Origin of the sequence: Flavobacterium magnesitis (assembly GCF_041729735.1) — a bacterium.
Taxonomy (GTDB): domain Bacteria; phylum Bacteroidota; class Bacteroidia; order Flavobacteriales; family Flavobacteriaceae; genus Flavobacterium; species Flavobacterium magnesitis.
Map to the genome: position 1 here is coordinate 1 of NZ_JBCFQK010000054.1, position 878 is coordinate 878.

Consider the following 878-nt stretch of genomic DNA (forward strand, 5'->3'; position numbering starts at 1 on the left):
ATAAGTTTTAAAGTAAGGAGGTAAAACTCATGGGCTTTGCCTCCTGCTTTTTTGAAACTAAACACCATTAAAAACGTAATAATTATGAACACTATAATCAAATTATTTTCGTTGGTTTTTGTTAGTTTATTCATTTCATGTTCTAATGATGAAGTGAATAACCAAAACACCAACAATCAAGGTTTTCTTAAAATAGGAGATCAAACTGTTACTTTGTCACAAGCGTATTTGGAAAATTATGGTAAAAAAGGAGATTCCTATAATATTGATTTTTCAGCCCGTTCCGAAACACTTTCAGGGACAAAAAACGCTACGGCCGCAGTGTATTTTGAATTGTTTTCTTCCCAAGAGAAAAAATTAGCTAAAGGAGATTACAATTTAGATGATTATTCTTCATTTGCTCCAAATACATTTACACAATGGGGACAATCCTTATTAGGTATTAGTATTACTTCAACAGATAAAGGTTTGATGGTTGCCAACGGTATTAGTATTAAGCCTACAGAAGGTGTTTTTACTGTAACTGAAAATGGTAAAACTTACAAAGTAAATTTCTCAGGCAAAGGTACTGCCAGTAATTATACTAACGGGAAACTGACATCAACTCAGGAGAATGTTGATTTTTCTATGGAATATAGCGGTAATGTAGAACATTACAATAGTACCGAATTTACAGCTAAAAAAGTAAATTCTAAAGAGAGATTACATAAGATGCATACAATTATTTTTAACTGATTTGTTGAAGTTATTGTATGATGTGACAGATGTGCTGTTACATAATTATTTTATAAGAAATTCATAGGTAATTAATTATTTAAATCAGTGTAGTATTAAAAAAGAGACTGTTCGAAAATTTATTTTTCGCAGTCTTTTTTTGT

General features: G+C 30.2%; 1 protein-coding gene. It reads left to right on the forward strand.

Translation table 11 applies throughout. The features are described 5' to 3' along the window. Positions 1-84: 84 nt before the first annotated feature. The gene (locus AAGV33_RS16345; protein WP_373393444.1) at positions 85-735 is read left to right on the forward strand and encodes a hypothetical protein; all 651 of its coding nucleotides are present in this window, start codon (positions 85-87) and stop codon (positions 733-735) included. Positions 736-878 lie beyond the last annotated feature (143 nt).